General features: G+C 57.6%; 15 protein-coding genes and 5 pseudogenes. 6 read left to right on the forward strand and 14 right to left on the reverse strand.

Translation table 11 applies throughout. The features are described 5' to 3' along the window. Window positions 1–10: 10 nt before the first annotated feature. From IVB07_RS32095 to IVB07_RS32130, 8 genes are all read right to left on the reverse strand, one after another. A complete protein-coding gene (locus tag IVB07_RS32095) occupies window positions 11–1,042 on the reverse strand; it encodes a dipeptide ABC transporter ATP-binding protein (protein ID WP_247766945.1) in 1,032 nt (343 codons plus the stop codon). Beyond that, window positions 1,039–2,046: an ABC transporter ATP-binding protein gene (locus IVB07_RS32100; RefSeq protein ID WP_247767823.1), complete on the reverse strand. Its 1,008-nt coding sequence runs from the start codon at window positions 2,044–2,046 to the stop codon at window positions 1,039–1,041. Before IVB07_RS32100 ends, IVB07_RS32095 begins: the two co-directional genes overlap by 4 nt. A gap of 1 nt (window position 2,047) precedes the next feature. Then, a complete protein-coding gene (locus IVB07_RS32105) occupies window positions 2,048–2,929 on the reverse strand; it encodes an ABC transporter permease (RefSeq protein WP_247766952.1) in 882 nt (293 codons plus the stop codon). A 1-nt stretch (window position 2,930) separates the two neighbouring features. Further along, on the reverse strand, window positions 2,931–3,872 hold the full coding sequence (locus tag IVB07_RS32110; protein ID WP_247766954.1) for an ABC transporter permease: 942 nt from the start codon (window positions 3,870–3,872) through the stop codon (window positions 2,931–2,933). Between the two features lie 6 nt (window positions 3,873–3,878). Continuing rightward, window positions 3,879–5,474 carry an ABC transporter substrate-binding protein gene (locus IVB07_RS32115; protein ID WP_247766956.1) on the reverse strand — a complete coding sequence of 532 codons (1,596 nt, stop codon included), beginning with the start codon at window positions 5,472–5,474 and terminating at the stop codon, window positions 3,879–3,881. Window positions 5,475–5,554: 80 nt separating this feature from the next. Continuing rightward, on the reverse strand, window positions 5,555–5,890 hold the full coding sequence (locus tag IVB07_RS32120) for a hypothetical protein (protein ID WP_247766964.1): 336 nt from the start codon (window positions 5,888–5,890) through the stop codon (window positions 5,555–5,557). An 837-nt stretch (window positions 5,891–6,727) separates the two neighbouring features. Then, the gene (locus tag IVB07_RS32125) at window positions 6,728–8,152 is read right to left on the reverse strand and encodes an amidase (RefSeq protein ID WP_247766966.1); all 1,425 of its coding nucleotides are present in this window, start codon (window positions 8,150–8,152) and stop codon (window positions 6,728–6,730) included. Further along, window positions 8,152–8,352, reverse strand: coding sequence for a hypothetical protein (locus tag IVB07_RS32130; protein ID WP_247766968.1), 201 nt, complete (start codon window positions 8,350–8,352; stop codon window positions 8,152–8,154). The genes IVB07_RS32125 and IVB07_RS32130 overlap by 1 nt, the downstream gene beginning before the upstream one ends. 750 nt (window positions 8,353–9,102) lie before the next feature. Between IVB07_RS32130 and IVB07_RS32135 the strand changes: the two genes are divergently transcribed. Next, window positions 9,103–10,242 (forward strand): ABC transporter substrate-binding protein, encoded by a 1,140-nt coding sequence (locus tag IVB07_RS32135; RefSeq protein WP_247766970.1) that lies wholly within the window; start codon window positions 9,103–9,105, stop codon window positions 10,240–10,242. A gap of 459 nt (window positions 10,243–10,701) precedes the next feature. Here the strand turns inward: IVB07_RS32135 and IVB07_RS32140 are convergent, their stop codons facing one another. Further along, the gene (locus IVB07_RS32140; protein ID WP_247766972.1) at window positions 10,702–12,921 is read right to left on the reverse strand and encodes an acetate--CoA ligase family protein; all 2,220 of its coding nucleotides are present in this window, start codon (window positions 12,919–12,921) and stop codon (window positions 10,702–10,704) included. 981 nt (window positions 12,922–13,902) lie between these two features. Between IVB07_RS32140 and IVB07_RS32145 the strand changes: the two genes are divergently transcribed. Both IVB07_RS32145 and IVB07_RS32150 read left to right on the forward strand, forming a co-directional pair. Next, complete coding sequence (locus IVB07_RS32145) at window positions 13,903–15,372, forward strand: aspartate ammonia-lyase (RefSeq protein WP_247766974.1); 1,470 nt, start codon at window positions 13,903–13,905, stop codon at window positions 15,370–15,372. Between the two features lie 1,447 nt (window positions 15,373–16,819). Then, window positions 16,820–17,195 (forward strand): annotated as a pseudogene (locus tag IVB07_RS32150) (hydantoinase B/oxoprolinase family protein); the annotation flags it as partial. A 373-nt stretch (window positions 17,196–17,568) separates the two neighbouring features. On the opposite strand, the pseudogene IVB07_RS32155 reads toward IVB07_RS32150, so the two are convergent. After that, window positions 17,569–18,581: pseudogene (locus IVB07_RS32155) on the reverse strand (IS110 family transposase); the annotation flags it as partial. Window positions 18,582–18,719: 138 nt separating this feature from the next. Between IVB07_RS32155 and IVB07_RS32160 the strand changes: the two are divergent. Next, window positions 18,720–20,275, forward strand: a pseudogene (locus tag IVB07_RS32160) (ISL3 family transposase). Window positions 20,276–20,418: 143 nt separating this feature from the next. Further along, window positions 20,419–20,472: pseudogene (locus tag IVB07_RS40805) on the forward strand (hypothetical protein); the annotation flags it as partial. Window positions 20,473–20,478: 6 nt separating this feature from the next. Here the strand turns inward: IVB07_RS40805 and IVB07_RS32170 are convergent. Beyond that, the gene (locus tag IVB07_RS32170) at window positions 20,479–20,793 is read right to left on the reverse strand and encodes a hypothetical protein (protein ID WP_247767842.1); all 315 of its coding nucleotides are present in this window, start codon (window positions 20,791–20,793) and stop codon (window positions 20,479–20,481) included. 16 nt (window positions 20,794–20,809) lie between these two features. Next, the gene (locus tag IVB07_RS32175; protein WP_247766976.1) at window positions 20,810–21,622 is read right to left on the reverse strand and encodes an aminopeptidase P family N-terminal domain-containing protein; all 813 of its coding nucleotides are present in this window, start codon (window positions 21,620–21,622) and stop codon (window positions 20,810–20,812) included. A gap of 326 nt (window positions 21,623–21,948) precedes the next feature. On the opposite strand from IVB07_RS32175, the gene IVB07_RS32180 reads away from it, so the two are divergent. Then, a complete protein-coding gene (locus IVB07_RS32180) occupies window positions 21,949–22,107 on the forward strand; it encodes a hypothetical protein (RefSeq protein ID WP_247766978.1) in 159 nt (52 codons plus the stop codon). A gap of 273 nt (window positions 22,108–22,380) precedes the next feature. Here the strand turns inward: IVB07_RS32180 and IVB07_RS40505 are convergent. Both IVB07_RS40505 and IVB07_RS32195 read right to left on the reverse strand, forming a co-directional pair. After that, window positions 22,381–22,929: pseudogene (locus IVB07_RS40505) on the reverse strand (FAD-dependent oxidoreductase); the annotation flags it as partial. Between the two features lie 423 nt (window positions 22,930–23,352). Then, on the reverse strand, window positions 23,353–24,228 hold the full coding sequence (locus IVB07_RS32195) for a transposase (protein ID WP_247766980.1): 876 nt from the start codon (window positions 24,226–24,228) through the stop codon (window positions 23,353–23,355). Between the last annotated feature and the right edge of the window lie 1,542 nt (window positions 24,229–25,770).

Raw genomic sequence — 25,770 nt, forward strand, 5'->3', positions numbered from 1 at the left:
CGGGACTCTTTTAGAATTGAGCCATGAACGTGGTTCGCAAGCTATCTTCAAAGGACAACTGAGCCGGGGCATTTGGCGCGCGCACATGACAAGCTACGGTCCGTCCGTCCGGCATCGGCATCAAGGGCGGCACGTCGATTCGGCAACGCTCGATCGCAAGCGGGCAGCGCGGATGGAATGAGCAACCGCTTGGCGGATTGACGGGGCTTGGCACCTCACCATCCACAGGCGCCTTCAGACGAACCCGGGTGGGGTCCGGCACAGGCGCTGCCGCTATCAACGCCTCAGTGTACGGATGTACGGGGTTGTCGAAGAGTGCCTCACACGGGCCGATCTCTACGATTCTTCCCAAATACATGACCGCGACGCGATCGCCGATATGCTGGACGACGGTAAGGTCATGCGAGATGAAGACGTAAGCTATGCCCATTTGTTCCTGCAGATCCAGGAGCAAATTCAGTATCTGCGCTTGCACGGAGACATCGAGCGCTGAGACGGCCTCGTCGGCGATCAAGAGCGAGGGCTCGAGGGCCAGCGCACGAGCGATGCCAAGCCGCTGCCGCTGTCCGCCTGAGAACTCAGATGGCAGCCTATCCATCATCTCGGATGACATACCAACTTTTCGGAGAAGATCCGCGGCAAGTGCTTTGCGCTGCCTACGACTCAGGCGCTCGAAATTCTCGACAGGCTCAGTGACAATCTGCTCGGCGGTAAGGCGCGGATTTAGCGATGAGTAGGGATCTTGAAAGACCATCTGCATGCGGCGCCGCCACGCGCGAAGTGCGTGCGAGCCGAGAGCGGCAATGTCAGTGCCCTCAATCATCACGCGGCCTGACGTCGGCTGTAGCATCCGCATCAACAGTCGCGCCACCGTGGACTTGCCGCAGCCTGACTCGCCTACGATGCAGAGGGTTTCACCCGCCTCGACAGAGAAGGACACATCATCCACCGCCCGCACTACCGGCGTCGTCCGCTTCAGAAACACCCTGGCGAGCGGATAGTGCTTAGTCAGACTTTCGACCTTCAGCAGAGGAGCGCTCATGCAGCCACTACCTCTTCGGCGCGCCAGCAAGACACGGCATGACCGCCGGCTAGTGTACGCATCGTTGGACTCTTCTCACGGCATATGGCTGTTGCAAACGGACAACGCGGCGCGAAGCTGCACCCGACAATTGGATCGCGCAAGCTAGGCACAACGCCAGGAATTTCTGGGAGACGACGGCGGCGGCCGTGCCGCGGATCGGGTACAGAGCGCATGAGGCCTTGGGTGTAGGGATGCATCGGCCCCGCGAACAGATCCAACACACTCGCCTGCTCCACGATCTGTCCAGCATACATCACGATCACGCGTTGGCACGTCTCGGCCACAACCCCCAGATCATGCGTGATGAACAGTACCGCGGTTCCCATACGTTCTTTGAGATCGACGATCAGGCGCAGGATCTGCGCCTGGATAGTGACGTCAAGCGCAGTCGTCGGCTCATCTGCGATCAACAACTCCGGTGTGCATGCGAGAGCCATGGCGATCATGGCGCGCTGGCGCATACCGCCTGACATTTCGTGAGGATAGTTGTTGATGCGACGTTCGGGATCAGCAATTCGAACGAGGCGGAGCATCTCCTCGGATCTCGCCATCGCTTCCAGGCGAGACGTCCTCGTGTGAATTTGTACGGCTTCGGCAATTTGGCGACCGACACTGTAGACCGGATTCAGGCTCGTCATCGGCTCCTGGAAGATCATGGCGATCCGGTTGCCACGGATCCGACGCATCTCCGGTTCCGACAATTTCAGCAGATCACGTCCATGAAAGCGGATTTCGCCCCCGACGGTTTTGGCGGTGGTCTTCGGCAGCAGGCGAAGGATGGATAGCGCCGTTACACTTTTTCCACAGCCGGATTCGCCTACCACGCCGAGCGTCTCACCTTTCTTTACTTGGAAGGAGACGTTGGCGATTGCGCGGGTAACGCCCTCCTCGCGGAGAAAATGTGTCTCGAGATCTCGAACATCGAGAAGCACGTCATTGTCAGCGGTCACATGATGCTGCATGTCAGCGCGCACGCTTTGCGCGGGGGTCAAACAGGTCTCGCAATCCATCCCCGAAAAGGTTGACCGCCAGGATCGTCATAGCAAGGCAGATGCCGGGAGCTAAAACCGACCATGGCGCGACAGCGAGATACAAGCGAGAACTTGAGATCATATTGCCCCAACTTGGAATTTCTGAAGGCAGACCAACCCCAAGGAAGCTCAGTCCGGCCTCCGTAAGAATGGCGCTTGCGCAAAGATTAGCGCTCTGCACCATGAGCAGCGGAACGGTGCTAGGAAGAATGTGACGCCAGAGCACCTTCGGCAGGCGAGCTCCGCCGCAGACCGCAGCCTCCACGTAGGCACGCTGTCGAACACTCAGAACGACCGAACGCACCTGCCGTGCGGTGCTTGGGATCTGGGTGATCATGATGGCGAAAATCAAAATTCCGACTCCGGAACCGGTCAGCGAAACAAGGGCAATTGCCAGCAGCATCGAGGGGATCGACATCAAGCCGTCCATGAGTCGCATGACGATGTTGTCGAAGCTGCGGTTGTAGCCGGCCATTACACCGACGAGAAGTCCGAGCACGACCGCACTCGCGGCCGAAATCAAACCTACCATGAGGGAGATCCGTGCGCCGACGGCCATTCGTGCAAACACGTCGCGGCCCAGATTATCAGTTCCAAGCCAGTTTTCGGAGGAAGGCGGCTGAAGACGGGAGAATGGATCTATGTTGAGTGGATCGCCGACATACAATGGTGCCGCAAATGCCAAAATGATCAACACCGCCAATAGCCCGCCGCCCGCAAACACCAAGGGATGTCGCCTTGCCAATCTGGGAAGCTCGGAGAACTGCGGCTGGCTCATCCGCACGGGTTCAACTGGTGCAGTGGGGACGGACATATCAGTACCGAATACGGGGATCGATCAGGCTATAGGCAAGGTCGACTATCAGATTGATCAGGACGTACGCGCCAGAAGTCAAGATCAGCACGCCTTGGATAATGGGATAGTCCCTGTTGTTAATGGCATCGACCGTCAGACGACCGACCCCAGGTATGTTGAACACCGTTTCCGTGATGACGACACCAGAGATCAAGTAAGCGAAAACCAGACCGACTACGGTCAGAATCGGAACACCCGCATTCTTCAGGGCGTGATGGACAAGCATGGAATAGGAGGAGGCACCTTTGGCGGCGGCCGTTCGCATATAATCTTCGGACAGAACTTCGAGCATGCTCGCCCGCGTGATTCGGGCGATGAAAGCAATGTAGCCAATGCTCAAGGCTAGGGTGGGTAGTATCAGGTGCAAGAACCAGGACACCAATCCGTCTTCAAGGGGCTTGTATCCTTGAACTGGTAACCAGTGCGCACTGATGGCCAACCAGTATATGAGAAAGTAGCCGACCACAAACACAGGGACAGAAAAGCCAAATGCCGCGAACGCTGTCAGAGCGCGATCGATAAGGCCACCAGCTCGCCATGCGGCCAGAATCCCGAACGAAACCCCGACACTAAGCGAAAGGGCCATGGTCAAAAATGAAAGAGAAATTGTCGGCTGCAAGCGTTGCGCGACGAGCTGGAGAACCGGCTGACCGGCAAGGATTGAGTTTCCAAAATCACCCTCGATGATTCCTTGAGCCCAATGAGCGAACTGAAGCGGCAGTGGATCGGCGAGGCCCAGCTTGGCGCTAAGCTCAGCGATCATTTGCGGAGTAGCCGTATCGCCGGCCATGATGGCAGCCGGATCACCGGGGGCGAGTCTAAGAAGCAGGAAGACGAACATCCCGACCATTATCATGACCGCGATGCTCGAGACTATCCTGCCAAGGATGTAACCAGCCACGTATCCTCACGCCTTCTGCATATTCCACATTGGAATCAAATTCGGCATGCCAATGATCCCAGTTAGCGTCTTGCGGCGCGCGGTAGGAAACAAAACTTGTCCCGCCGGCACGTCGCCGACGAAATCCCACCAAATTCCCTGCATCTTTCGAGCCAACGCCCTGCGCTCTTCCAGAGTATCGATATCGGCCCATTTGCTGCGAAGGGCCTCATACTCATCGTTCTTTGGCCAACCGAACCAACCATTCTCACCGTTCGCGGTCAGGAAGACAGAATTGAGTGGATTTCCCATACTGTAGTCGGAATCGCTCGAGATAAAGATGCTCCACCCACCATTCTCGACGGGCCCCTTGTTCGCCCGACGGGCGACAATTCCGCCCCAATCGCTCGCCACAAGCTCGGCATTAACGCCGATCTTTCGCATCTGCGCGGCTACGACCTGCGCAATATTGTGGAATACAGGTATATTCGCCGCATCGAGAATGACGACTTTCTCGCCAGAGTATCCAGCCTCCCTGAAGAGCTGCCTTGCCCTTTCCGGGTCCCCCCCCTTCTTCAACCACCCCGTATTTTCGTTGTTGGAATAGAGCGTTCGATTTCCGAAAATCGAGGAGATGGTGCCGGTGTATTTTGTATCCGCGCCCATTGCTCGCACGATCGCATCCTGATCGATCAGATAAAGCATCGCCTGACGAGCCTTCACATTGTCGAATGGCTTCTGCAAGAAATTCAGACGCAGGATATTATCCTGGCCCGCCTTGTCGAGAACTTCGATTTCGAGGTTGGGATCACGCTCGATCGTCGGGATGAGATCGTAGGAAGGATTGTTGACGAAGTCGATCTCACCAGCCTGTAACGCCGCGACAGCGGTTTGCTGATCGGAGATATTCTCCCAGATGACACGATCAACCTTGACGATCTTGCCCCCAGCAAATCCATCAGGGGCTTCGCTGCGCGGCGCGTACTTCTCGTTGCGGTCGTAGGTGAAGCTTGCACCTGGCTTGGCAAGAGCATGATTGAATTTGAACGGACCTGACCCGATATTCTCCGTAACCTGCTCGGTCGCGGGACGACTCGCATCCTTCTCGCGCATGACAAACAGGCTATTTGCGGCCAGGAAATCGATCAAAATTCCCAATGGCTCCTTAAGCTTGATGGCGAAGGTTCTGTCGTCCTTCTTGGAAATGTCCTCAGTACGCGCCATGACCAGCTTTCCGCCGGAATCCTTCTGGCCCCAGCGACGAATAGAAGCCACGCAATCCGCCGCAGTCATTGGAGTGCCATCGTGCCAGCCCAGCCCCTCGCGAAGCTCGAAGGTATAGATCTTCTTGTCGTCAGAAACACCCCACCTCCCAACTATCTGGGGCTGCGGCATGAACTTGGAATCAAGCGAAAACAACGTGTCGTAGATCGCTAGACCATGATCGGCAGTGATGACTGCAGTTGAAAAGATCGGATCGAAGATGCGGAGGTCACCAGCCATCACCATGCGGACGGTTCGCGCGGGGGCTGACGCCATCTGCGCGCGCAGAACTGACGGCATCGACACCGCCGTTCCCGTTGCCAAGCCGGCCTTGATGAGGTCGCGCCGAGAGACCGTCATGTTTCGTTTCCCCGTCTTGCATTCGCAGGTCTGATCCGCGCCCGCTCACAATGGATACCGATATTTCCAGCCGTTTTTCTTCAATTCTCTGCCGGACGCGCACACATTCGTCTTTTTTGGGTGAGTTGCGCCGGAACGCGGCGAACGCGGGCGAGCAAAAAGCTTGATTTAGCAATCATAAAAAAGAGGCTCCATGTCAGGTGGCATGGTTTGCCGGCACTTGGATAACCTTGCAGCCCTCTCGGACGCTGAACGCAGATTGCGCCGTCGGAGACACCGGCGCCACCGAACGCCTGGATGGCCGGGCTTTCACTCTGCGTCCGATCCGAGGGGACCTTGATCATGGCAATTTCGAGCCGGACGATCTTGTTGCCTTCTAGCATCTCAGCGGCCTTCAGACACAAGAACCAAGCCATCTCGGATTCCGATGTGCGCTTTTGCAATCAGCTGATGCCAGCCCGAAGCGAGATGGGAGTTCAGGCGAGTGACTATCGTCTCCAGCGATTCCTTTGCCTTGCGAACCGTGCCAAGCAAGGATGGATGCGGCCTGGAGCTGGCGGCCTTGCGCGATCTCGAGGGCCGCGATCTTCTCCGGACAGCAGATTCGAGGCAGGCACCTCACATTCTCAAGGAGCTTGGCGATTAGCATGCGGCTCTTGGTGCCGGGTGTCGAGCGATAGGAGTATCTGGGACTGCTGCGGGTGGTGCCAGGCGTGTCGGTTCAACGGAGCAACTGTCGCGAAGTGAGCTGCCAAAGTGCGCGAATATGTCGTTGCTAGGCGGCTGGGTCGGTTCGAACGACGAGGTTCTCAAGTTCGCCAAGCCGAACATAGTCGGTTCGATGACTCGGAGTCGTGCGGACTGAAGCGGTCGGGCGACAACTCTGTCTGGCCAGAATTGAGCTTACGATGCATCAGGCTCGGTAGTCAGGCACACAAGGGCTCTTTCAGGAAGCCTGGACTAAGTTTAGGTCTCGTTCGGCCTGCTGTGGGGTGCCCTCATCAACTTATTTGCCCTATTCCCTCGGGGATGGCGGAAGGCGAGTCCGCCGACGGACTAAGTGGATGGGTCGGCCCGGTAACGACACCTGTTAGCACGTCGCAGGCTTGCAAAAGGCGTTTCGGTGTTGGCACTGAAAATTGGAGCCACTGTCGTTGGATTCGGCTGCAGGTCACAGCAGCGCTCCTGAGCGTCTACACCTTCGTCACAGATCGCCCGAGCCGCGACCATTGCAAAGTCGCTCCTTTCATCCTCTAAGCCAGGATCGGCGGACGGTGCTTGTGCCAGTCCGTCTCCTGCTGATAGGCGTCCGCCAATTTGAGCGCCTCGACCTCTGCAAAGGGGCGACTAGTGAGGGACAGGCCGACGGGCAGTCCATCGGGATTGAAGCCGCAGTTGACGTTAATAGACGGAAGGCCCAGGTAACTAAAAAAGCGGGTATTGGAGTCCATTGCCGTGGATGTGGATACGGAAGCCACACTTGCGTCGCTCTTCTCGATGTCAGTCTGGATGAGCGTCGGCACGCAGGTACGCATGGTGGGGGTCGCGAGCACATCAACGCTGCCGAATACCTCTTTAACGAACTCTCGCAGGATCGGTCCGCGCCGCGATAGGGCTTCAACATAGTAGGGCGCCGGGATGGCGTAGCTCGCATACAGCCAGTCCAAGATATCCTGAGGGTAATCCTGCGGGCGCTTACGCATCCACTCGGCGTGGATCGCCGCCGCTTCGACACGGCTCAAGATTCCACCATACGCGAGGATCGCATCGATCATGGGCAGCACGATCCGCTGCACCATGACGCCTTGCTTTTCGAGCACCCTGATGGCCTCGTCGATCGCGAGCGCCACCGGTTGATCAGCATGGTCGAAGAAATGTTTCGTAGGCACGCCGATCTTCAGGCCGCGTACATTCCCATCGAGTGCCGCCTCGTAGTTGGGGACCTCTTCAGTCGAGCTCGTGGGATCCAGAGGATCATATCCCGCGATCACCGAGAGAATGCGCGCGCAATCGCGCGCTGTGCGGGCTAGTGGACCGATAACATCGGCGGAAAACGACAAGGGCATTACCCCCGCACGACTGACCCTGGTCTGGGTTGGCTTGATGCCGGTGACTCCGCAGGCAGATGCGGGCAGGCGGATCGAGCCGGCAGTGTCCGATCCCAGCGCCGCATATGTCATCCGGGCAGCTACGGCCGCTCCCGAGCCGGACGACGAGCCGCCGGAAATGTAAGTTGGATTCCAAGGGTTGCGACAATCGCCGAATTCCCTGTTGTGTCCGGTTTCGCTCCCGGCGAACTCAGTCATGTTGAGCCCGCCGAACCCGTACGCGCCAGCCGCATCCATTCGCGCGAGGACCGTGGCGGTCACTTCGGGCACAAAGTCCCGCCGGATGCGGGAGCCGCAGGTGCAGGGCTTCCCACTGCGGTAGAACATGTCCTTGTGCGCCATAGGAACGCCATGCAGCGGGCCGAGCTTGGCGCCATTGCTTGTCGCTTGATCGGCCTTGCGCGCGGATTTGCGAGCGCTTTCATAGTTGAGCCAAGTAGTGGCGTTGATCTGCTGGTTCGCACGTTCGATATTGGCGAAGCACGCATTTAGGAGTTCGAGTGACGAAACTTTGCGCTCGCGGACGGCTGTTACGGCTTCGGTCAAGGTGAAATCGGCGAGATCGCTCATTACGCCCTTCTCTTCGCCTGAACTAGCGCGATCTCGAAGCTGGCTGGTTCGTCCTCGAATCTCATGGTACCCCGCTGGCCTTCGAACCTCGAGATTACATCGGCGAGTTCAATGGCCATGCGCTTGGCCCTCTCATTCGGTGCAGAGATGCCGTGCCAGGCGCCGATCCAGAACTCGACACTATCCAGGAACTGATTCACCCGATTTCTCCGCCGTTCTCAATGCTTGCGATGACGTGTAGTGGATGGGTGCAGACTTCTGCTTCTGCCGAAGCACAACATAGTACTGCGCGGCAGATAGCAGATACGGACGATTAGACAGAAAGCGGTCCCCCTCCGGCTCCGTATATTGCCGTGAATCCATCATGGTGAACGCTAAGGCGATCTTGAAGTCGAATTTCACCGATGCATGGCTCCTAAGGGTCGAAAACTTGCACCAAAACCAGCCTGAGAGCGGCGGGGCTAGGTGCCAGCTGCAGAAGGAGAAAGGGCCAGTTTGTCCGATGCCTGTATAGCTGCAGTTGAGCTCTAGAGCGCGGCTTGTCTGCTTGATCTGAGTACGCAATTCGGCAAATCTGCTCATCGACTACCAGGCGCGGTGAAGCTGCGTCTTCCCCGATTCCAAGCAGCATTCCGGCGAGGGGAGCCTCGGATTGAGAAAATTAAGCCTCAAAGAGCTAGATAAGATTGTACACGGATATTTCTGTTTCCGATGCGATCTCTAGCGACATTTCAACCTCTTGGTAGAAAAGAGAATATTCGGATACTGAACGCTCCTCCGTTGGTGAATCGGTCGAGGAGCTCGGGAGAATTGAGGAGCCATGCTTGGGAAGGAACGCACGCCTCCCGAGCAGGCGGTCTGTTTCGTCGCGGAAAGGGAGGTATGCGCGCCGAACGCAGGCAACCCTAAGCGGAATAACTTCGTTCTTCGTTAAGAAAAGGGGAAGCGTTATGAGCAAAAAGGGATCTCAACGACACAAACTCGGTGGACTGAGCCGGCGCTCACTACTTCAGTCAACGGCAGTAATGTTGAGTATTCCGGTCATCGCTAACGCCACGAGCGCGTGGGCGCAGGAAAAACTCGCGGGGAGCGGCGAAGTTGTCGTTTTCAGCTATGGTGGCTCTTTCACGGATGGCCTTCGGCGGAATGTCTATGGACCCTTCACGAAAGCGACAGGAATAAAGATCGTTGAAGTGGTGGCCGATATTGCCGAGCCTCAAGTGAAGGCGATGAATCGGGCCGGTCGGATCGACTGGGACGTAGCCTACATTGACGACAACAAGTATCCCGTTATGCACGAAGCTGGCATGTTTGAGCCCTTAGACTACACCCTTTGGGACGCAGAAGCGCTGGATGGCGTGCCTAAAGCGTATCGTCTCAGCGACGCGGTTGTGGCATTCGAAACCTCGACACCATTTGCTTATGACAGACGGGCTTTTCCGAACGCTGGGCCGCAAAACTGGGCAGACTTTTGGGACGTGAAAACGTTTCAAGGCCCACGGGGCCTCGAGGCTTTGAACGTTCGACATAACATCGTGTTTGCGCTCGCCGCCGACGGAGTTGCGCACAAAGATATATGGCCGCTAACAGACGACAAGATCGAGCGGGCATTGAAGAAACTCGACGAGCTCAAGGCGAATGTGGCGAAGTGGTGGACCGCAGGGGGTGAACCCCCTCAACTTCTCATCAATCGCGAATATGCGATGTCCAGTGCGAACGCCGGTCGTTTGCTCGTTGCCGTTCGACAGGGAGCTCCCCTTCAAGTTGTCTGGGATGGCGCGAACAAGGCTCTGGTCTACCAGGCAATTCTGAAGGGCGGCCCGAACAGAAAAAATGCGCAAAAGCTGATCGCCTTCGTAAACCGCGCACAGATTGCGGCTGGGTTTACCGAAGGCAGCGGCTACCCTGGCCCGAATACCAATCTGCTCAAGTATGTGCCAACGTATCTGAGCCCATTGCTCAGCATTCATCCGGATAACGCTCCGAAAACTATCACGGAGGATTCCTCATGGCTCTCGGCTGAACGCTCCGATGGCAAAACCAATGTGGATCATATCCAGGAGCGTTGGTTGAAGTGGAAGATGGGATGAGTCCCAGAAGCTGGACGGCTGCTGTCTGGTACACTTGGCGAGTGACAGTATTCGCTATTTAAGGTCAACTCAAAACCCGAGAAGTCGAGCGGACCGAAAGCCAACGGCTTTAAGGGCGGTGAATTCCGCCCTCTCGGTGAAGTGAAGGCATATCAATGCAAGCAGGGCGGGCTCGACCGCAAAATGTGGTGATCATCTGTGCCGGCAGTGGCATTGGTCGTAGCACAGCGGGGCTTTCATCGCGGAGGGGCGGCGGCAAAGCAAGGCGAAGGCGACAAATACCGCGCGCCTGGGACGGCCTCCCGCTTCTGCCGCACCGATGTGACCGATAAGGGGCAGATCAAGACTCTATTCGATCAATCCATCTCGCTACATTTGGGCACACGGACTGCTCTTTCAACAATGCAGGGGCGCCTTCGCCCCCCGTTCGTAATGAAAAAACAGCAACGTCACACGCCACTAACTTTCTGTTCCGCGCCTCTTTCTGGTGATGAGGCAGTCGACGGCGGTCAGCCCGGCGCCATTGGGCGCAAGGATGAGCGGATTGATGTCGATCTCGCCGATCTCTTCGGCCAGGTCGGTGCAGAGCGTGCCGAACCTGACAATACATTCGGCAAGCGCGTCGAGGTCCGTCTTCACTCCACCACGCGCGCCACGCAGAACATTGGCCGCTCGAAGTTTGCCGATCTCGGTCCTGACATCAGCCGCATCGAATGGAGGCAACAAGACACGCACATCCCTCAGGTATTCGACCCAAATTCCGCCCAGGCCGAATACGATAATTGGCCCAAATTGCGAGTCGAAAGTGGCGCCAAGCATCACCTCAGGCCCAGTTTTGGCCATTTCCTGTACGACCACGCCAGCAATGTGTGCTTCGGAGCGATGCGAGCGGACCGAAGTCATTATCTGCTCGAAGGCGGCCGCAGCCTGCTCGGCCGATGAGACATCCAACACGACGCCGCCCACATCGGTCTTGTGGATGATTTCGGCCGACTCGATCTTCATCGCAACAGGAAAATTGAGATCCTGTGCGATGCGCACAGCTTCGTCGGCCTGCGTAGCAAGCGCATCGCGCGTGACCGGGATGCCATACAGCGCAAGCAGTCGCTTCCCTTCCCGCTCCGTCAAAACGTCGCCTTTTGCCTGATCAATGATGCCGATGGCCTGGTCGTAGCAGGCGCTACGTGGGCGCCGCTGTGCGGAGAGAAGCTTGCTCGGCTTACGTTCACTCAAAAATTCGGAGTAACCGATGAGGGCTGAGAGTGCCTTCAACCCCGTGGCCATGCCCTGGAGGAACGGCAAGCCGTCGATGTCGGCCTTTGGCTCGACCATCGCGTCTTTCGGATCGAGGTTGGAATGGAAATGGCCTCCAGCAAGACTCATAACAGTGAATACTACATGAGGGGCTGCCGCTACGGCTCGCGTCAGCGCCTTGCCGACCGACGACTGCATATCAAGGCACGATGGGAAGCTGCGGCCCCAGACGATCACGTCATAGGCATTGGAGGCGGCGAGCGCCTCCAATGATTCGTCGATGATGTGTGTATCGTAGCCGGCCTGTGCCGTGAGATCGAGTGGATTGCTGACATTACCGAACTCGGGAAACACTGCTTCCAGCCGGGTCTTGACCGCATCCGGTAGAGGCGGAAATTCGATGGCGCAAGACTCGGCAAAGTCAGCAAGCATGCTGACCATCGTGCCGGAGAAGGACGCGAAAGCTACGCGACGCCCCTTCGGCCGCTTGGTCGAGGACAGTGCCGCAGTCGCCTCGATCATGTCGTCGACGTTATCAACTCGGATTACGCCAAGCCTTTTGAGAACGGCGTCGACCGCCACGTCGGATCCTACGAGCGAACCGGTATGGGCCAATGCAGCCTTCCGGGCCGTCTCTGAGCGACCAACCTTGATCATCACGATCGGCTTACCATTGCTGGCTGCACGTTCGCATGCCCTGATGAATTCCAAGGGGCGCCTGATTTGTTCGCAGTAGCAGGCGATAACGCGCGTATCCTCGTCGTCGACGAAGTAATCGATGAAGTCCGCTACGTCGAGGCAGGCTTCGTTACCGACCGTAACCACGCGCCCGATGCCGATAGTGCGCGACAGGAGCGGCACGATCAGACTATAGACAAGCGTTCCACTTTGCAGGATGGCACTTACGCCGCCTACGGTCATGCTGTGAAAATCCAAAGGCACGGCCATCAAGCGATTGGCGGCATTCATCAGCCCGAAACAGTTGGGACCAACAACAGGAATACCCGTTCGTTCCGACCACTCAGCAAGCCAGCGCTGTTTGGCGAGCCCCTCGCCAGCTTGCTCAGCGAAGCCGCTGGAGATGATTTGGATCGCGCAGACCCCGGCTGCTTCGCAATCCTCGAGCACTGCAGGGATTGCCTTGCTGGGCACACCGATTATCACGAGGCCGACTGGGCGAGGTATGGCCGCCAAGCTCGGGAAGCAGGGCACGCCCCCGATCTCGTGGTACCTCGGATTGACCGCCATCAGTTGGCCGGCGAAGCCCCATTTGTTTATGTTCATGAGAATCTCCGTAGCGAAGCCCCCTTTTTGGGAAGCTCCAACTACGGCGACGGATTCTGGCCGAAAAAGACGGTCGATTCTCGCCAGGTGCTGATTGATCTCTTGGCCGACGAAAAGTCCGCGCACCTTCTCATCAAGCATGTTCGTCCGTCCTCTCGTTAGGTGCCTGCGGTTACGTAGTCTGGTCCGCCAAACCCCTATCATTCAGTGGAACTCGCGTACGAGTATCCATGCGTCAGACGATCGCTATAGTAAGCGGGGCCCCCACAATTATGATCCAGGTTTTGGGCGGAATCTGTCCAATGCAAGCGCATTACACGCCGTAAAACTTCGCGCGGCTGCCGAGATACGACCGTTTTGTGCAGAGTAGTGCCGTCTTGGGCTCTTGGGCTCGGGGTCACCGCTGAGGAGCCAAACCAGCGCCGAGCCGATAAGCGGTGGTGAACGCCATGAATGGGCGTCATATGAACTCATCCTCAATATACAGAAAGTCTGGGTTGGGGCGGCGAGGGTCTGTAGCCGACTGACCGATTTTGGCCTCCTACAATCAGCCCCTGTCTCGAGCCGCCTTGGAGATTCGGGTCAAACGTTGAGCCGCGCGTCAGATCGCCATTTTGTGCGACGATTTGGCACAACTTTCCCACTCCGAGCAAAACCGCGCCTCTCACCTATCCATCGATCTCGAGCAAACGTGCGCCTTGTTTTGCCCCCGCATCATCGCTGGTGGGCTCTGCACTTGTTCGCTACGACAACCTGGTTTTCGGGCTTGAGCTCGGCCATTGCCCCGGAACCTTTTCGATCAAGGCACCACAAAGGGCCTTTCTTGGGCGTAGAGCTAGTAACAGTAGAGATTCCGGATGAAGATCGGAAGATCGATGAGACCAGGCCACATCAAAAGCGGCAGAAGTGCTTATTTGCGCTCTTTTTCATCACCCATTTGCGCGTTTTCGCGAGAAACCCGCGCGGCCGCTCTCCTAATCTCTGTGCGCTTGCTGGGGCTCGTGACGCTGCCTGGCGATCTCAGGGAAGTGAGATCATCGGGACGTGGCTCGATCGCAGCATGAAGATCAAAGTGAGTTTCGCAAGGACAGCGTGGTCACCCGCGCAGCAGAGAGATCAATAATGAGCACGGTACGCAAAGAGGGCGACAGTCTGGGAGAAGTCGATGTCCCGGGGGAGGCCTATTATGGTGCTCAGACCGCTCGAGCAATCCGAAATTTTTCGATCTCAGGAATCCCAATCAGCCATCTTTCACATCTTATCCACGCCTTGGCGATGGTCAAGAAAGCCGCGGTCCTGGCGAACGTCAGACTCGGAGATATTTCAGAGAGCAAAGGCAATGCAATTGCTGCAGCGTGCGATGACATCATTGCAGGTAACCTGATGGCGGAGTTTCCTGTTGATGTTTTCCAGGGCGGCGCAGGAACGTCCACAAACATGAACATCAACGAGGTTATCGCCAATAGAGCGCTTGAGCACTTGGGACTCCCGCGCGGCCGCTATGACGTTGTCCATCCAAACGATGACGTCAATCTTTCCCAATCGACTAATGACGTCTATCCAACCGCGATCCGCCTCGCAATCCTGCTGGCGCATCGGTTTCTAGATAACGAACTCCGTGGACTTTCGGAGGCGCTGGAACGAAAAGCATCAGAGTTCGCGAGCATCGTCAAACTGGGCCGCACACAGCTGCAGGACGCGGTGCCAATGACTCTCGGCCAGGAATTTGGCGCGTTCGCGACGACGATACGGGAAGATATAACCCGGCTGGAGGAGCTCGTTCGTTTTTTCCACGAGGTGAATCTCGGTGGCACCGCCATTGGTACTGGGATCAACACGAATCCGGAGTATGCCGCGATCGTAGTTGAGCAGCTTTCTGAACTTACGCAGTTTCCGTTGCTCTCGGCCAGCAATCTGATCGAAGCATGCTGGGATACAGGATCGTTCGTCTTGTTTTCTGGCATGTTGAAGCGTACGGCTACAAAACTTTCCAAGATATCGAATGATCTGAGATTGCTATCAAGCGGACCCAGAGGTGGCTTGGCCGAGATCAATCTACCGGCCCTACAACCCGGCTCCTCGATAATGCCGGGCAAAGTTAATCCGGTCATTCCCGAAGTAGTGAACCAGGTTGCCTTCCAGGTCATTGGCACGGACCTCACGATAACGCTCGCTGCCGAGGCGGGCCAGTTGCAGCTTAACGTGATGGAGCCCGTAATCGCCTACAGCATGCTGCAATCTATGTCACTTCTGGGTAACGCGGCCCGGGTCCTTCGCGAGAAATGCATTACTGGGATAACCGCCAATGTAGAACGATGCCTTGAACATCTTGAGGCAAGTACGGCAGTTGTAACCGCTCTTACCCCGCTGATCGGATATGAACGTGCCTCCGAAATTGCAAAGGCAACGCTTAAAAGCGGCCGAAAAGTCTGGGATGTCCTGCAATCGGAGCTACACCTCGATCCGGAGTTGCTTGATCAATTGCGTGACCCCTCAACGCTGACGAGACCATGGAAGGCGCAAGAACTCAAGGTATCGAAAGCCTCATCTGCAGTTCGGCTGATCAATGGTAAGCAGTCTCAGAAATCCTGAACTCAATGGTACATTCCCGATCTCGGGCCCCAACAGTTCTGAGACGGCAGGCACCAGCTCACGGATGAGTGCGCTTGGCAGGGCGTCCTCTTCATCTCGTCCAAGCTCAGTTCGTAAGCGAGCCGCGAACTGATATGATTGATCCACCCAGACCCCGGAACGTTCAGCGTTGGCGACACCACTGCGGCGGTGCGTCATGCCAATTTTGCCGCTGGTGCTGGCGCTGTACCTCCGAAAACGTGTACGGAGCTGTCTCGGCCACGCGGACAGGTTTCCACGGCTCCCGCCTGGCCGCTGCGCACTTCGAGATCGCCGAGATGTCCAGCCGGCGTGCAGGCCTTCACCTCTTCGGGCTGATTACGCCACGTGGCTGAACTGCTTTGCAGAGAGGCGAGCGGCCAGACCCGTGCTGCGGCCGCGGCAGCCGAGCAGAACTGTGGATTCTGACGCGTCCATGTGCAGCGAGGATGTGCTTAGCTGTCAGGCGCACAATTGGACCAATGCGATGAAGCAAATATTGACGAGCGCAGCCACGAAGGCCAGCCAACGGATGCGGCTGGCGATAGTTCAAAATCATCTTGCGAAGTGCTGCCCCAAAGCGGTTGCATCTCAATTTCGCCAAGTCGAGCAGCGCGAGGCGGGCGTTCAAGGCGCGCCATAGCCGCCCCACCGGGCGTCTTGATGATGCAAATATCACCCGGGCGGACTTCGCAGGAATCGTTGCCGGCGAGGGTTTCCGTTTCACCGCAGGCACGCTGAACCAGAGTCTCACCTGGCTGGCCGGGTTCGCCACCTGCAACGCCGAAGGCACGTGTCCGCCGGTGAGACGAGAGTATCGTCACCGTCATAAGCTCCAGGAAACGGAGCCTGCGAACCACGCCATCTCCGCCGGGATAGCGACCCCGGCCCCCGACTCCCGGCGTATGGAAAACTCCTCAACACGGACAGGGTAGCGTGTCTTTAACACCTCGGGGTCCGTCATCCGGGTGTTGGTCTGATGCGAGTGGACCGCACTCGCGCCTTCGAAGCCATTGCCGCCCCAGTGCCGCCACAGATCGTTTCGTAATTCTGATGCACTTCGTTGCCTTAGACGAAGTCGTTCATTTTGCCCTGGGAGCCGGCGAAGGAACTAAGCACGCCGTAGAGCGTTTCGGTGATCGCCTGGCTGACCCCCCTATTGCCGGCGATAACAGCCGCCGGATAAAGGCGGCATCGGAATATCGGATCCTAAAGGGTACGAAATACGTAGAGAACGGCCGCCTTGCAGATGGCCAGAGGTGCATTGTAGTTGCCGTCGTCCTGGATCGAGGTTCCGTGAAATCGACGGTTGCGGAGCGGTTTTTGCGATCGATCCGAATGGCGGCTCGAATGAACGCACCACTGTCGAGTTCATAGGCGAAGTCGCAATTGGTGAGCGTTGAAAGTACCGCTGATTGATCGCTTGTCTCTTTCCGTTGGCGAAAAGGTGGACGGGCCCGCGATAATTACGGACCCAAGTGGCACCAATGTCGTCGAACCTGGCTGGCAGGCCGAAACGAACATGGAAATCTGTTGCTGCGCCGGGTTCTGCCGCTGATGCGGGCGGAGGCAATCGGCACACGAGCCGACGCGCTGATGCTGTAGGTCTTCAACCACCTCTTCATGTCCATCGCCGAGCAGATGGGAGTAACGCTTCAAAACACGGCGTATTCTGTAAACATCAAGGAGCGTCTCGACTTCACCCACGCTATCTTTTGATCCAGAAGGCAATCTCGTCGCCAACGCACGGTATGCGCCGGTGCAATTTGGGCTCGATGAGTGAGAGTGTTCGAGCTGTGCTGCGCAAGCACCGAGGCAAACGGAGACTGTGTTTCGGCATGGAATAAGGACCCCGTTTTCGGGGTGATCGGCATCCAATCGGGGCTCTGACTCTGACTCATATGTGGAACGGCCCGGGCTGCAAGATCTTTCTCTGGTTGAACAAGGGATGACGGTGCGGTCATATGTTCGGCCTGTGAAGCGGCGCCTGGCCGCTGGCCACGATGATATCCGCGGAAGCAATCGCCCAATCAATTTCTCGCGGTCGAAGCGCAGTGAGTCAGGCGGTCTGATTGCTACCGGGAATGACGTCATTCGGGGTTCATCCAGATTTGCACCTTCTCCTCGGCAGCTTTCTTCTTCCGCCGGAGAGCTCTTAAGATTAGGATTCAGCATTGCGGCCGGCGCCTGATAGATGCCGCCTCTGACCAGCAAGGCCCAGATCGTGCGCGCAATCTTATTGGCGAGCGCGACCGATACGACCTTGACCGGCCGTCTTTGCAGCATGGTCCGAATCCAGAGTGGGACTTTCAAGCCTCGTTTAGCAAGCTTGATGATAGAGGTCGCACCAACGATCAAGAGCGTCCGTAGTTGCCGATTTCCACGCTTTGATATCGCGCCGAGCTTTTCTTTTCCGCCGCTCGACTGTGCCCTCGGTGTGAGCCCCGTCCAAGCCGCAAACTCTCGTGCAGTCGCAAAATTGCGAGCGTCCAAAACCGATGTCCGAACGGTAGCGGCGATGAGAGGACCGACACCCGGAATGCTCATCAGACGCCTTGCATCGGGGTCCTTTCTGACGGCAACCAAAATCTCTCTGTCGAGCTTCTCTATGCGGGTTGTAAGCAGCTCAATCTGTTCAGCGAATAGGATCAGGGCAAAGCGGGCGGCGCCGGGGATCCTATTGTCTTTTTCGTCCCGGAGAAGCACCAGGAGTTTTGCGATGCTTGCCATGCCTGTGCCGGCGATAATGCCCAATTCGGCCATATGAGCACGTAGGGCATTTGCAGTCTGGCTGCGCTGCCTCATCAGCAGCTCTCGCGTTCGCAAAATCATGCTGGCCGCTTGTTGTTCGGCAGTCTTCACCGGTACGAACCGCATTGTCGGGCGGGTGACCGCCTCACAAATGGCTTCAGCATCCGTCACGTCGGTCTTGTTTCGTTTGACGTAAGGCTTCACGTAGGCTGGCGGCATCATGCGGACAGCGTGGCCAGCGCCGCGATCTCGCGTGCCCAGTGATGGGCACTCGCACAGGCCTCCATACCTACCAAGCAAGCTGGAAGGCTCCGAAAGAAGGGCAGAACCTGCGATCGCCGCAATGTGCGACGAACCAAGACTTTCCCGTTTTCGGCGATGCCGTGAACTTGAAAGATCGACTTGGCCAAATCCAAACCCACCGTGATAATCTTCTCCATGGAACGGTCCTTCCTTTGTGGCGCCTCTCTACGCGACCACGTTAGGCACTTTTGATGCCGGTCCGAAGGGCCGTTCCACACCATCATTTCTGATGAAGTTCGCCGGCGACTGTGGTTCTTCAACGGAGAATCGGCGCCATGCGGACAGGCTTTCGTATTTCATCGCTCGTACCGAGTGGTTTGGTGTTTGATGGCGTAAGTGATTCAGAGGATTCGGTTATTCTGGCTGTTCGGTCAGAGGCTACGGAGGCCCAGTGCCCTTTGTGCACGACAGCATCGCGCCGAATCCATAGCCGTTACATCCGGCACGTGGCCGATTTGCCATCAGCGGGCAGAAAGGTGCGCCTCCGATTGCTCACGCGGCGCTTCACATGTGAGGTGCCGCATTGCCACCGGCGGATCTTCTCAGAGCGGTTTGGAGAAGACATCGTTCCGCTTCGACGGCGCCGGACGGCACGGCTGGAATACATCGTCCATCACTTGGGGTTGGCGCTGGGCGGCCGGCCGGCGGCAAGCTTCGCCAAGCGGCTCATGCTGCCCGTTAGCAACGATACCTTGCTACGGGTGGTCCGCCGGCGGGCGGCGATGCCGACAGATCCATTGCTTGTTGTGGGCATCGATGACTGGGCGTTCCGGAGAAACCATCGATACGGGACGATCGTGTGCGATTTGGAGCGCCGGCGGATCGTTACCCTGCTGCCCGACCGGGAAACTGCGACCGTTCGGGCGTGGCTATCGAAGCACCCAGCGATCAACATTGTGTCGCGAGATCGCGGTGGTGGATACGGCGAGGCAGCAGCCAAGGCGCTGCCGAACGCCATCCAGGTCGCCGACCGCTGGCATCTGATGGAAAATGCGAGCGCGGCCTTCCTTGATGCGGTGCGCCGCTCCATGAACAGAATCCGAACCGCAATCGGAGCGACGACGATCGACCCGGAATTGCTGACCTGTGCGGAAAAGCTGCGCTATCAGGGCTATCTGCGGCGCCAGGACAGCCATGCCGTAATTACGGCTCTCGCCAGCGACGGTGTGTCGCTCAAGGAGATCGTCCGCCGCACAGGACATAGTCGCAATCTGGTTCGCCAAATAGCCGCGGCGGCGGTACGGATATGTTCCGCACCCGTCAAAGCACCCTGGACGGGCATCTGCCGTTCCTGGACGCGCAGTGGTCAGGCGGCTGTCGCAACGGTGCCGAGCTCTGGCGCCGCTTGAAGGGACAAGGCTTCAAGGGATCGCTCCGCGTGGTGGCGGAATGGACGACGCGACGGCGGCGTGCCGAGACTATCAGCCATCAACAATTGCAGAAGGTCCCCGCCGCCAGGACGATAGCGCAGCTGATGACGACGAAGCGCGACCACCTAACCAGGGCGGAGACCGTCACGCTTGCGGTCATCGAACAAAACGTTCCTATGCTGGCCGATGCCCAAGCTCTCGTTGGCCGCTTCCACGCGATGATCCGAAGGAAGGCCGAGATCGAGCTCGAACCTTGGATTGAAGAATCCAAGCGGAGCCTCATTGCCTCGTTCGCGAATGGAATCGCCAACGATAAGGGCGCGGTGCACGCCGCTATTACGCAACCATGGTCCAATGGCCAAGTGGAAGCGCAGATCACTAAGCTCAAGCTGGTCAAACGGCAGATGTACGGGCGCGCTAAGCTCGATCTCCTTCAGGCAAGGCTGATTGGCGCGCCATAAAAACAATCACGATCATCGAATATGCGTCAGAGCCCCTTTTGGATGCCGATAGGGGGGTCCCAGTCGAACGCCGATTGACACTGAGACCAGGCGACGTTCTGATGATGAACAATCCCTAGAACGGCGGTACGCACTTGCCCGATGTGACGGTCATCACGCCGTTCTTCGATGAAGAAGCAACGGAGATCCTTTTCGCCGTTGCCTCACGCGGCCATCATGCCGATATTGGTGTGCGCACGCCAGGTTCCGCTCCCCGCGAAATATGTGTCGACCGTTTCCCTGCCACGTGGTGCCACACCTTGGTTGATGGTGCTCGCCGCAGCCGTCACTCCGGTCGCGAGGATCGCCTCGACGGTAATCATCTCGACCACCAGATCCGCGCCTTCAGGGAAATAGGCTTGAAGGGTGATGCTTCTGGTGCCCTCGCGCTCCCTGGGATTGTTGGGAGCTGCGCTCTCGCAGCGCGAGCGGCCCGATTCCTGAGTCGTTTCTGCCTCGTTGAGAGCTATTCCTGGCACCGCAGGCTCAGCAGAGTCATCGACCTGCGCGATCCGTAGCTGCGGGCATCTTTACCGGTTTGAGTACGCAAAAAACGACCTCGACTTCGGAAGCGGTAGAAATCGGCCAAGAGCGAGGAGTGTGTGAAACAACGCGCGACCGATGGCCGATTACGGTGCTTTTCCAGCTGAACGCCGGTTGCGTACTTACATTAAGACGGTTGCCGCGCCTATAACGAAGAGACGACATCGCTTCGAGATCGGCAAGGCACGTGTCTTGATTACCTGTTGTTTGACTGGTCTTGACCCACGCGGGGAATGAGTTCCAGGTGGAGCACATCCCCTTCCTCGAGAGCGTTATCGTGAACGTGTCCGTGCAAGCAATCCCAGCCCTTGCCGAGGTAACGACGGGGCTAGCGCCGTCGCCTCCGTAGCGGAGGGTGGCTTCAACGACCATTCGGAGCGCTTCCCGTTCCGTCAACCCCGGCTCCGCGGCTGTCACGATCTCCTGCATCACGGCGTCATTGATAGCGGAGCCCGGCTTTGACTTCAACTTGCGCATCTTCCAAGGCAATCCGTCGACGAACTCGACATGCGGCAACTCGCGCTTGAGGGCTTCGAAAGTCTGGACCGTGAGCGCGTGGCTCGTCAGGTCAATGCCGAGACGCGCGCGATCGTAGCCGCGCTGTCGAATCTTCTCTGCGATTGCAGTGACTGGGTCTTTCCAGTCGGGATAGCCGATGATGTCCTTCATCGAGGCACGCTCGCTCAGCGGCGCGACATCCAACGACCTTAGCACAAAGAAGGCTTCGGCTTGAGCAGGGATGAAGCACGCACGGTAGAAGCTCACCGAAACTTGCTAGTTGAAGTAGTAGGCCATCGCTTCGCAATCATCGATGAGTAGCACATTGAGTTTGCGAGCACGCAACTCGGATCGCAGCCGCTCCACACGAGCTTGGATTTCACCTTCGCCAAACGGCATCCGCCGAAGCGGGAGTGTAATTTGACAGCGAATTTGCCGGGCTCGCATTGTTTTCCTGCAATAAGCCGCTGCATTTTGCAGGAATACGCAATAACCAAGGCGGCTCTTTCTCGTTGCCCAAACCAAAATGCATGATGGGTCTGGACAATTTTGGCGCCGGTTGAGAAAATGCATTTGATGCGAACCAGGCAGAGTTGCGCCATTCAGCAGATATTCTGGAAGATCAGCGCATCACCGAGCACATGGCGATCATTGACGCGATCCGCCAGGCGACTCCGAACAGCTTCTGGACGCGTTATCCGATCACGCCGAACTGCTCAGGCGTCGTATCGGTTCTTCAAGCAGCGCAATGAAAGACCGGTCTTGACGCAAACCTCATAGCCAACTCCGTCACGGGAGTGCTCAGCTTTCCGAGGAGGAGCAGTCGTTATTTGATCTGCTCTAGGACAGGTTTTCTCGACAGCTTCTACTTGAGTCCCGATTTTGGCGTAAGGCATTCCGCAGAGTTAGCTGATGAGGACGACAGTTTCCTGCCATTCAGCATCATGCGATCCTCGAGGTGATGGCGCACCGCGCGGGCAAGTACGCGCCGTTCGATATCGCGACCTCTGCGTACGAGATCATCTGGCGTTTCTCCCGAGCCCCGCTGCGCGACGGATAAGCGGTTCGTACAGCTTCTCCCAGAGCGCCGCAGGCCACATGAAGGTCTTGTAGTAGAAACCAGCGACCATGGCTGGCGCAGCAAGACCGTTAACAGACAGCAAATCAAAAGCCAGCGAAGGCCAGCGATTTTGGCTCGTCGCCTCGAGACCATCGAACAGCTCGATGGTCGTCGCCTTCGTGTTCGGCTCGCGCCGAGAGCCGACGCGTAGCTCGACTAGAGCGTTCGGCTCCTCTGGGCTAGCGGACAACAGGCCGCGCGGGCGATGATACTTGAAGGAGCGGCCAAGGAAAGCATCGCGCTGAGCGTCCGAATGAAAGAGGTTGAGCACCCCGCGCTGGCTGACCATCGCGTTGTAGTTAAGGTCGCGCTCCAGCCTGTCCCAGAGCTTCATTGACAACTCATAGAACGGTGTATTCCCTGGCACGAGATAGTTCGACCGGATAATCGTTGTATTGCGGCCTACGTTACCAGAACCAATATAGCCTTTCTCGAGCACCGCGACGTTTTTGATCCCGTAGCGGCTTGCGAGCTAGTGGGCAGTGGCAAGACCATGCCGCCATCCCCGATGATCAGGACGTCGTATGCGGGTTACGGCAGCGCGCCAGGCGGGTTGCCAACCTGTATGACTCTTCATGGTCTGGGCGATCAGGGAGAAGAGAAGATGGAATAGGGCATTTGGCAGGTTTGAAAGTGGATGGTGCTGGCCGCAGAGGCCAAGCTTGTCTGACCTAGATTGGCAGGAGTAGTTTCGCCCGCATGATCACCAGCGACGTTCGATTGCCTCAGAACGACAGCCCACCTGAACCGACGGCTCATGTCGGCTTCTGCTGATTTTGTTGCAAAAGTCGGCTGTGACCGATGATGCGGTTCGGCCATTTCACCTGGGCGACGGGGTTTGGTCCCCGACCCCGGCACTTTCTACGCAACTCATACGCTACGCAATACGCAGAGCCTGAGCGGGAGGCGCTCGCGCAACCAGCGATGCGAGCCGCCGCAGGTTCTGGGCGATGGCAGCCAGAACGAACTCATCCTGGGCGCCTTGTGGACCACGAAGTCGAAGCCGGCCGAGCTTCAGGATGCGCTTCAAGTGTGCAAACCGCATCTCGATCTTCTTGCGCTCGCGACGCGACTTCTCGAAGCCCTCGGTGCCAGCGAATGACCGGGCAACATCTTTGGCGCGCTCATGGATGTCTCGCGGGATCTTGCGCGATGGTTCCTTTGGGTAGCACTGCGGCTTGAGCGGGCATATACCGCAATCGAGCTTGCTGGCGCGATACAGAAGCGTCTTGCCCTCGTGCACGGTGCCACTCGTGCCGAGCCGCTTCCCGCCTGGGCAATGGTAAACGTCGCTCGTCGGGTCATATCGAAAGTCGCTACGCGAGAAGGTGCCAACGTCCCGCTTCGATTTGTCGAACACAGGAATATGTGGCGCGATACCTTTCTCCTCGACCAGCCAGTTCAGCATCGGAGCTGCCCCGTAAGCGGTATCTCCGACAAGCCGCTCAGGCTTGAAGCCGAAGCGCTCCTCTGTTCGCTCGATCATGGTCTTTGCCGCGCCGACCTCGGCCTGCCGAATGGAGCGGGATGCCTGGATCGCAAAGACATACCCCACGACCAGCATCCGGATCATCAGTTCCGGATCGATCGACGGGCGCCCCATCGACGAATAATGAGGCGTTAGTTCACCGCGAAGCCAGGACAGATCGAGAGCAGTGTCGATCTTCCGCACAAGGTGATCTTCGGGGACCGTGTCGCCAAGACGAAACTCGTGGACCAGTTGACTTTGTTCATTCTTCAGACGGCCCATCATGGATCGACCTCAACGAGAATCGCGTCAACACAACGGAATTATGCTTCGAGGCCTGTCTCAACTGACTTTTGCAACAAAATCTGCTCATGCCTGACTTTGTGATGCTGCGGTATGTGTCCGTAATAGAACCACTGCGGGCCGCAAATCGTCTGTCGGGTCGCGTGTTGTACCGCTGGAGCCACATCTCAATCGACGGCGAACCAGCCGCGGCGTCCAACGGCGTACGCATCCACTCGGACTTGTCTGTCGCGACAAAGGAGCAGTTTGATTATCTTTTTGTCTGCGCTGGCGGCGACCCCGCGCTATTCAAGCACGCGCCAACCTTCGCTTGGCTGAGGCAACTTGCTCGGCGCGGCGTCAAGATAGGCGGAGTAGCCGGTGGTTCCTATATTCTACCGCGAGCGGATTTGCTCGGCGGACCAGATTCGCTCTTTACTGGGAGCATGCGCCGGCATTCATCGAGGATTATCCCGAACTTGATCTGCGGCGCGCTCTGTACGAGATCGATCCGATCGATTGACATCGAGTGGCGGCACCGCGCCGTTAGATATGATGCATGCCATTATTGCCCGTGAACATGGCACCACGTTGGCAATCGCTGTTAGCAAGTGGTTTCTGCAGACTCACGTTCGCGAAGGGTCCGGTCCTCAGCGAATACAGTTGCGGGAACGGCTTGGGATTACGCGCGCAGCTCTGGTGCGCGTGATCAGCCGGCTTGGGCATGGAAAATCCTCTTTCGCGCGAAGACCTGGTATGGGGAATGTCTCCCTGTGACATCCCGAGCGGCTCTTCCGCCAGCATCTCGGTTGTTCTCGGCGAGTGCTATTTGGCGCTGAGGCTGGATCGCGCGCGGCATCTGGTCCGGCAAACCAGCCTTTCGGTTCTCGAGATTGCACTTGCTTGCGGTTTCACAAGTGCAAGTCACTTTCTCGCAGCTACCGCACGCGCGTCGGTTATGCGCCCCAGAGCGATTGCGCGAAACGCACGCTAAACAGCGATAACACTCAGGTCAGATCGCTCGCTGGGGATCTACCTGCGCGACCTTACTCCCGGAAACAGGATTCCGGGACGGCGAAATATGCGTGACGTCGTGATTTGCCGAAAAGGGCAAACCTCGACGTGAAACCGCAGCATCAACCATCTCGTGCGATGCCAGCCCGAAGGGTCTCAGCAATGGCCTCTCCATCAAACAGCATTCATATTTCATTCCTGGAGAACGTCAGTGGAGCGCATTCGTGACCCCGCTCCATGCGCGGTCGCCGGGGCCCTCGCCATTTTCTGGTGCCGGCTTTACCCCACGGCTGCATAGGGCCGGTGCGGCACCACGGATGTTTGATGCCCTCGCTTCTGCGTGAAGTCGTCAAGATGCCCACATGTCATGCGCGAACGCCGAACCTAATGAAGGACGCTGAGCCGCTCTTTACGCTATTAGTCGCAAATGTGCCCATATGCGACATTGCTGTTGCGATATTTGCGCGCGCTGCGGGTGGATCTCCAATGCAGGCCAGAATGCTGGCCATGATCTCGGTTCTGAGGGCGAGC

This window comes from Bradyrhizobium sp. 172, assembly GCF_023101065.1.
Lineage (GTDB): Bacteria > Pseudomonadota > Alphaproteobacteria > Rhizobiales > Xanthobacteraceae > Bradyrhizobium > Bradyrhizobium canariense_D.